Raw genomic sequence first — 7,457 nt, forward strand, 5'->3', positions numbered from 1 at the left:
GGTTAAGGACGCACCCCCGCCCCTCTCGTCCTCCGTCGGTACGAACCCTCCCCAGGTCGTAGTACGGAGGTACCCCTAGGGGCAGTCCACCGCAGGGTGGAGGCCGCATCAGGGTCGCCTCCACCCGTGAGCTCACTCAGGCTCCACCCTCCCGCCGCGTAAGGGTCAAGTGGGAAGCTGTCCGCGGCAAGTAGGTGCAAGGGGCAGACATGAGCGACGGGGCCCGTGGCGAGGCGTGGCCGGGGCGAGGGGGAGGACCGGAGTGGGCAGCACCAGTTCCGCGGAACGTGAGGCCGCGCGTCCCGCCTCGGCCGGCCGGCGCGGAGCCGTCGTCGCGGCGCTGATGCTCTCGATGGCGCTGGCAGCGCTCGACGCGACCATCGTCTCGACCGCCGTCCCGCAGATCGTCGGGGACCTGGGCGGTTTCTCCGTCTTCTCCTGGCTGTTCTCCGGCTATCTGCTGGCCGTGACCGTCACCCTGCCCCTGTACGGCAAGCTCTCCGACACCTTCGGCCGCAAGCCGGTCCTCATAGCGGGGTCGGTGCTCTTCCTCCTCGGGTCGCTGCTGTGCGCGCTGGCGTGGAACATGGGGGCGCTCATCGCCTTCCGCATCGTGCAGGGTCTGGGCGGCGGTGCGCTGCAGGGCACGGTGCAGACACTCGCCGCCGACCTGTATCCGCTGAAGGACCGCCCGAAGATCCAGTCGAAGCTGTCGACGGTGTGGGCGGTCTCCGCGGTCGCCGGCCCCGGTCTCGGCGGGGTGCTCGCCGCCTACGCGGACTGGCGCTGGATCTTCCTGATCAACCTGCCGATCGGCGCGCTCGCGCTGTGGCTGATCGTGCGTCACCTCCACGAGCCGGAGCGGGAAACCGCCCCGCACGCGCGCGTGGACTGGGCGGGGGCGCTCACGGTGTTCGCCTGCGGCGGCGTTCTGCTCACGGCCCTGGTGCAGGGCGGCGTGGCGTGGCCGTGGTTCTCGGCGCCCTCACTGGCCCTGTTCGGTGCGGGACTCGCCCTGGTCGCGGTCGTGGTGCTGGTGGAGCGCCGGGCGGCGGAGCCGATCATCCCGGGCTGGGTGTGGCGGCGCCGTACGATCGCCGCGGTCAACCTGGCCCTGGGCGCGCTGGGCCTGCTGATGGTCGCGCCGTCGGTCTTCCTGCCCACGTACGCCCAGTCGGTGCTGGGCCTCGCGCCCGTGGCCGCCGGTTTCGTCCTGTCCGTCTGGACGTTGAGCTGGCCGGTGTCGGCGGCGCTGAGCCAGCACGTGTACCGCAGGATCGGTTTCCGCAACACGGCGATGCTGGGCATCGGCACGGCCTCACTGATCCTTTTCGCCTTCCCCTTTCTGCCCTACCCCGGGCAGGCGTGGCAGCCGACGCTGCTGATGCTGCTGCTTGGCGCCGCGCTGGGCCTGTTCCAGTTGCCGCTCATCGTCGGTGTGCAGTCGACGGTGGGGTGGGCGGAGCGCGGTACGGCGACCGCGTCCGTGCTGTTCTGCCGCCAGACCGGCCAGACGATCGGCGCGGCGGTGTTCGGCGCGGTCGCCAACGGGGTGCTGGCCGCGCGGCTCGGCGGCGCGTGCGACCTCGACTCGGTGACGCGGGCACTCGACTCGGGCAGCGCGCCGGAGGCGACCCGGCGGGCGATCGCCGAAGCGGTGCACGCGGTCTACCTGGGCGCGGCGTGCGCGGCGGCCCTGGCGTTCCTGGTGCTGCTGTTCCTCGCGCCCCGGAAATTCCCGGTGCTGAAGGACTGACCGTCCGTATCCTCCCGCCCATGGTGACCTTGGAGCCCCTCCGGGCGGATCACGCGGACGCGCTGCTGGCGTTCGAGCGGGAGAACCGGGCGTACTTCGCCCGCACGGTGCCGGACCGCGGGGACGCCTTCTTCACGGCGGCGGGGTTCGCCGCACGCCTCCAGGCGCTCCTCGACGAGCAGCACGCGCGCGTGTGCCGTTTCCACGTGGTCCTCGGGGAGGACGGCGAGCTGATCGGCCGGGTGAACCTGGTGGACCTGGTGGACGGCAGCGCCGAACTCGGCTATCGCATCGCCGAACAGGCCTCCGGCCGGGGCGTGGCGACGGCGGCGGTCGCGACGGTGTGCCGACTGGCCGCCACCGACTACGGCCTGACGTCCCTCACCGCGGTCACGACCCTGGACAACCCGGCTTCCATGAAGGTCCTGACCCGCAGCGGCTTCGTCCGGGTGGAGAACACGACGGTGGGTGGACGCCCGGGAGTCCGCTACGAACGACGGCACCTCGCCGCCGCCCCCGACGGCCCCTGGGCCTGAGGCAGTGTCGGCGTCAACGTCACGATCCTCGCGGGTAGTTCGGTCCCGCACCGGACCGACCGGCGACTGGTCTTCCGGGCGATGGTCGACGACCACGCCGAAGTGCCCGCGCCGGTGGCGCTGATCCACCGCCGGTGACCCACCGGAAACCCCCGGCCATCCGCGTAAACGCGGGTAACACCCGAGGTCGGAGAGGTAAGCGCGTACCGACCGATCAGTTTGCCGAAACCCTCGCGCAGAACCCCTACTCCGAAGTAGCCTGCGTGGCTCCCGCCCCCCACCTCCCTGCGGCCCGCCGCACCGGATCCAATCCTCGCAAGGAGTACCGGGATGTCCTACGACCCGTACACGTACGACACCTATCCCTGGGCAGCGCGGGAGGCTCCCGAACCGGCCGGACGGCGTCCCCACCGCCACGCCGCGCTCGGACACCACAGCGACCTGCGGCTGCTGCGCGGCGCCTACCGCCGGCAGCGGCGCGTGGCCACACTCACGGCACTCGGCTACTTCGTCCTGTTCCTGATCCTGTCGGCGTTCGCGCCCTCGTTCATGACGAGCACCGTCACCGACGGCCTGCCCACCGGCCTGCTGCTGGCTCTCGTCCAAGTCCCCGTGACCTGGCTGGCGATCGCCCTGTACGAGCAGACGGCCCGCCGCCGCGTCGACCCGATCGCGGACCGGATACGCAAGCATGCCGAGCTGGACGCGAAGCGGGAGGGAGCACGGTGACCACCGTTTTCAGCGTCAACGCCCAGGCGATGTCCCTCGTCGGCTTCACCGCCGTCGCCACGATCACGCTGCTGCTGTGCGTGATGACGGGCCCGGACCGGGACGACCTGGACGAGTTCTACACCGGCTACAGCTCCCTGTCCCCCATGCGCAACGGTTTGGCGATCGCCGGTGACTACGTCTCCGCCGCGACCGTCCTGGGCACCGGCGGCGTCATCGCCCTGTTCGGCTACGACGGGATCGTGCTTGCGCTGAGTACGGCCCTGTCCCTGATGCTGCTGATGTTCCTGCTGGCCGAACCGCTGCGCAACGCGGGCCGGTTCACCATGGGCGACGCACTGACCCGTCGGATGCCGGGACGCGCCGTCCGCATCGCGGCCTGTGCGGTGACCCTGGCGGCACTGGTGCCGCTGATGCTCGTCCAGCTGGCGGGGACCGGGCAGCTGATGGCGTTCATCCTCGGCTTCTCCGGCGAGTCACTGCAGACGGGCTGCATCATCGGCGTGGGCGCGCTGATGATCAGCTACGCGGCGATCGGCGGGATGAAGGGCACCGCCCTCATCCAGATCCTGAAGATCGTGATGCTGCTCGGCTCCGGCATGGTGGTCGCGCTACTGATCCTGCACCGGTTCGACTGGGACCCGGGAGCCCTGTTCGACGCGGCCGCCCAGAAGAGCGGCGTCGGATCGGCGTTCCTCTCCTCGGGCCTGCAGTTCGCGGGCGGCCCCAGCCCCGACCTGGACATGATCACCGCGCAGCTGACGGTGGTCCTCGGCGGTGGCGTCCTGCCGCACGTCACCATGCGCATGTACACGGCCTCCAGCGCCCGGCAGGTGCGGCGCTCGATGTCCTGGGCGGTGTCGGGCGTGGCCCTGTTCGTGCTGGTCATCACGGTCGTCGGTTTCGGCGCGACGGCACTGGTCGGACGGGAGCTGATCGCGCAGGTCGACCCGCAGGGCAACACGGCGTATCTGCTGGGCTCGCAGGCCGCGTTCGGAGGGGACGTGTCGTCGGCGGAGACGTTCCTGTTCACGACCGTCACCACGGCGGTCTTCCTCACCCTGCTCGCCTCCGTCGCCGGCATGATCCTGGCCTGCGCCAACTCCCTCGCGCACGACGTGTTCGCGGCCCGGGTGCGGGAGATGTCGCCCCGGCGCGAGATGACCGTGGCACGGCTGTCGGCCCTGGCCGTGGGCGTCCCCGCGATCCTCCTGGCCACCCAGGTCCAGCACCGCAGCCTGCAATGGCTGGTGACGCTGTCCTTCTGCCTGGGCGCCTCGGCCATCGCGCCCGCGCTGGTCTACAGCCTGTTCTGGCGCCGCTTCACACGAGCGGGCCTGCTCAGCACGCTCATCGGCGGGTCCCTGGCGGTCCTGGCGCTGATGCCGGGCACCAACCTGGTCTCCGGCTCACCCCTCTCCGCCTTCCCCGAAGCCGACTTCAACTGGTTCCCGTTCACCACGACGGGCCTGCTCTCGATACCCCTGGGCTTCGCCTGCGGCTGGCTGGGCACGATCGCCTCCGGCCGCCGGAAGTCGGAGGAGCAGCGCCACCAGTACGAGGCGGTCGAGGGCTGGATCCTGGCGGGCGCGGTACGCAAGGACACCTGACGCCACACCCCCGCCGGCCTGCCCGCACGCCGCAGCGCGTGGGCGCGTACGAGTGCCGCCTCCGCCATGCAGGCGATGAGGGGGGCGGCACTCGTACCGGCGGGGGCAGGTCTCGTGCGTCACCCGTGCCCGGCGACGGGCGGTACACGGGCCGACCGCGCCGACCGGCAGGCGTGCACTCGTCGACGTGTCACTCCGCCGCCGCCCGCCCCGCCCACGCCGTCAGGCTGGTGTGGACGCGGTCGATGTGGGCGAGGGCGTCGTCTCGTCGGCCGGCGTGCAGGCGCAGGAGCCGGTCCGTCTCCGCCTCCACGGCCTCCGCGTGCTCCCGGGCCCGGGCGACCAGTTCCGCCGCGTGGGCGTGGGCCTCTTCCTCCAGGTCACGCGCGGCGTCCTCCGCGTCGGCGAAGGCCTGCTCCGCCTCGGACAGTACTGCCTCGGCGCGCGTCGCCGCCTCGTCGTGGTGCGCTTCGAGCGCCGCTTCGCGGGCGGCCTCCTCCCGCTCCGTCTCCGCCCACCGCTCGGCGCGTTCCTTGTCCTGCTCGGCCAGCATCCCGGAGGTGCGCTGCCGCATCTCCTGCAAGGCGGCCAGCGCCTCGCCCCGATGCTCTTGCGCCTCGCGCCGGGCCGCGCCCAGGGTCTCGTCGGCCCCGGCGTGCGCGGCCAGCAGCCGCTGACGGGCGCGTTCGTCGGCGTCGGCGCGTACGGCTTCGGCGTGCGCCCGAGCGGAGTCATGCACGCCGGCTGCGGACGCCCGTGCCCCGTCCACGCGTTGGCCCGCCTCCTCCCGCGCCCCCTCCCGTACGGCCGCGGCCTCCTGCTCACCGAGTTCGAAGAGCCGCCGCGCCCGCTCCCCGAGCGTCTCGTAGTTCTGCGGAGGCAGCCGGGCCACGGCCTCGCGCAGCCGTGCCAGTTCCTCGTCCATCCGCCGGGCGAGCACCGTCAGGCGGGCGGCTCTCTCCCAGGCCGCGTCCCGGTCCGCGGAGAGGGCCTCGGCGTACTCGTCGGCCTGCTCGGGACGGTAACCGCGCCCCCGCACGGCCGTGAAGCCGTGCGGTGACACCGTCGCGCTGCTCATCCGGACCCCTCTCCACCACACCGACGTGAAGTCGCGCTAGAAATAGGATGATTTAGCGCACATCTTGGTGGATCAGACGGAAGCGTTCATAACGCGACACTCCGCTCACATCTCAGGGGTCCAGCGGCCGAACCGGCGGCCGTCAGCCCCAGGTGGTGCCCGCGGGCTCCTGGATGGTCGTGTTGATGCGGTTGAACATGTTGGTGACCGCGACGGTCAGGATCAGCGCGGAGAGTTCCTTCTCGTCGAAGTGGTCGGCCACCTCGTCCCACAGCGCGTCCGGCACCGACTCCCCCGAGAGGTCGGAAAGCCGCGTCATCGCCTCCGTCAGCTTCAGAGCCGCGCGCTCGGCGTCCGAGAAGAAGGGCGCGTGCCGCCACGCGGCGACGGCCGCGATGCGCTCCTCGCTCACCCCGGCCTTGCGGAGGTTGGCGACGTGCCCGTGCACGCAGGCACCGCAGCCATTGATCTGGCTGGCGCGCAGCCCGGCCAACTCCACCACGTCCTGCGCCAGACCACTCTCCCCGATCGCCTGGAAGAGGGTGCCGATGCCCTTCATCGCGCCGGAAAGGACGTACGCCGGGTTCGTCATCCGTGCCTGCATGATCTCTGCCTCCTGTGTCGGCGGTGCATCGCTGTCGCCACACTGACGGAGCGGCACAGGAAGTTGTGACAGCCCGACGAGAAGATGTCCGGCGCGGGCATGAGAAGAGCCGGGCCGGTCGTACGAGCGACCGAACCCGGCTCCTTGCGGCACCTCAGCGGCGACGGCTCACAGCAGTCCGTCCCACATCTGCTCCAGCAGCACCGACCACCAGCTCTCCGGCGACCCCAGCGCCGCCGGATCGAGCGCAGCCAGCTGGGCCTGGAAGTCGACGGTCCAGCGGCCCGCCTGCTCCTGGTTCAGCCCGAACCGCAACCGCCACATCCGCCCGAGCAGCGCCAGGCAGCGGGCGAACTCCGGCAGCCCGGTGTTCACGAACTGCGGCGGTACGGGCGCCCCGCCCGGCCCCGCCTCCACCGGCACGGCGACGATGTTCGCCGTGCCGTACTGCACGCAGATCGCCTTGCCGAAGTCGCTGCCCATCACCAGATAGGAACCCGCGTCCGCGGCCGGCTGCACACCGCGCTCGGCCGCCAGCTCCGCCAGCGTCGGAACGGGCCGCCCCGGCTGGGCCTGCGCCCAGAAGAACGGGCCCATGTCCATCGGCAGTCCGGCCGCCACCAGCGTGTGCGCCACCACCGGCGGCACACCCTGCCTCGACACGGCGGCCTGCTCGAAGCGGAACACCCCCGGCCCGAACGCGGCCCCCAGCTCCTGCCCGATGGCCTCCGGCGGGACCGGCGGCACCGGCTGCACCGGCGGCAGCGGCGCGCGCACCGGAGCCGGACGCGCCGGACCGTCCGCCACCTGGTGCAACTCGCCCTGGTGGGCCAGCAGCTGCTGCATGCCCTGCTGCCGGCTCGCGTGGTCGGTGCCGTACGGGGCGATGCTGGTGATGCGCGCCTGGGGCCACTGCTCCCGGATCATCCGCGCGCAGTACGCGCCCGGCAGCTCGCACGACTCCAGCTCCGTGTGCAGCTCCAGCACCTGGTCCGGGGGCACGTTCATGGCCCGCAGCTCGTGGAAGATCTGCCACTCCGGGTGCGGCGTGCCCGGCGCCGAACGCCGGATCAGCTGCTGCTCGGAACCGTCCTGCGCGCGGTAGCGCAGCACGGCCTGGTAACCTGTCCTCTTATACACATCT

Annotated in this window: 7 protein-coding genes; 4 read left to right on the forward strand and 3 right to left on the reverse strand. The window is 71.8% G+C overall.

Features of this window, described 5'->3' with window-relative positions:
• Positions 1-262: 262 nt before the first annotated feature.
• From C1J00_RS34275 to C1J00_RS34290, 4 genes are all read left to right on the forward strand, one after another.
• Entirely contained in the window at positions 263-1,756 is a 1,494-nt protein-coding gene (locus C1J00_RS34275; RefSeq protein WP_102912859.1) for an MFS transporter, read from the forward strand.
• Between the two features lie 20 nt (positions 1,757-1,776).
• The gene (locus C1J00_RS34280) at positions 1,777-2,292 is read left to right on the forward strand and encodes a GNAT family N-acetyltransferase (RefSeq protein ID WP_102912860.1); all 516 of its coding nucleotides are present in this window, start codon (positions 1,777-1,779) and stop codon (positions 2,290-2,292) included.
• A gap of 330 nt (positions 2,293-2,622) precedes the next feature.
• A complete protein-coding gene (locus C1J00_RS34285; RefSeq protein WP_102912861.1) occupies positions 2,623-3,021 on the forward strand; it encodes a DUF485 domain-containing protein in 399 nt (132 codons plus the stop codon).
• 29 nt (positions 3,022-3,050) lie between these two features.
• Positions 3,051-4,631: a sodium/solute symporter gene (locus C1J00_RS34290; RefSeq protein WP_439333458.1), complete on the forward strand. Its 1,581-nt coding sequence runs from the start codon at positions 3,051-3,053 to the stop codon at positions 4,629-4,631.
• A 190-nt stretch (positions 4,632-4,821) separates the two neighbouring features.
• On the opposite strand, the gene C1J00_RS34295 is transcribed toward C1J00_RS34290, so the two are convergent.
• The 3 genes from C1J00_RS34295 to C1J00_RS34305 all read right to left on the reverse strand — a co-directional run.
• Positions 4,822-5,709 carry a cellulose-binding protein gene (locus tag C1J00_RS34295; RefSeq protein ID WP_102912863.1) on the reverse strand — a complete coding sequence of 296 codons (888 nt, stop codon included), beginning with the start codon at positions 5,707-5,709 and terminating at the stop codon, positions 4,822-4,824.
• A gap of 142 nt (positions 5,710-5,851) precedes the next feature.
• A complete protein-coding gene (locus C1J00_RS34300; RefSeq protein ID WP_102912864.1) occupies positions 5,852-6,313 on the reverse strand; it encodes a carboxymuconolactone decarboxylase family protein in 462 nt (153 codons plus the stop codon).
• A 168-nt stretch (positions 6,314-6,481) separates the two neighbouring features.
• The coding region (locus C1J00_RS34305; protein WP_180989796.1) for an SUKH-4 family immunity protein at positions 6,482-7,457 on the reverse strand (976 nt) is incomplete at its 5' end.

Origin of the sequence: Streptomyces cahuitamycinicus, assembly GCF_002891435.1 — a bacterium.
GTDB lineage: Bacteria > Actinomycetota > Actinomycetes > Streptomycetales > Streptomycetaceae > Streptomyces > Streptomyces cahuitamycinicus.

Bases quoted from the DNA above. Each gene is read 5' to 3' on its own strand.
- C1J00_RS34280 (WP_102912860.1), top strand. From the start codon at position 1,777: ATGGTGACCTTGGAGCCCCTCCGGGCGGATCACGCGGACGCGCTGCTG.
- C1J00_RS34285 (WP_102912861.1), top strand. From the start codon at position 2,623: ATGTCCTACGACCCGTACACGTACGACACCTATCCCTGGGCAGCGCGG.
- C1J00_RS34290 (WP_439333458.1), top strand. From the start codon at position 3,051: ATGTCCCTCGTCGGCTTCACCGCCGTCGCCACGATCACGCTGCTGCTG.
- C1J00_RS34295 (WP_102912863.1), bottom strand. From the start codon at position 5,709: ATGAGCAGCGCGACGGTGTCACCGCACGGCTTCACGGCCGTGCGGGGG.
- C1J00_RS34300 (WP_102912864.1), bottom strand. From the start codon at position 6,313: ATGCAGGCACGGATGACGAACCCGGCGTACGTCCTTTCCGGCGCGATG.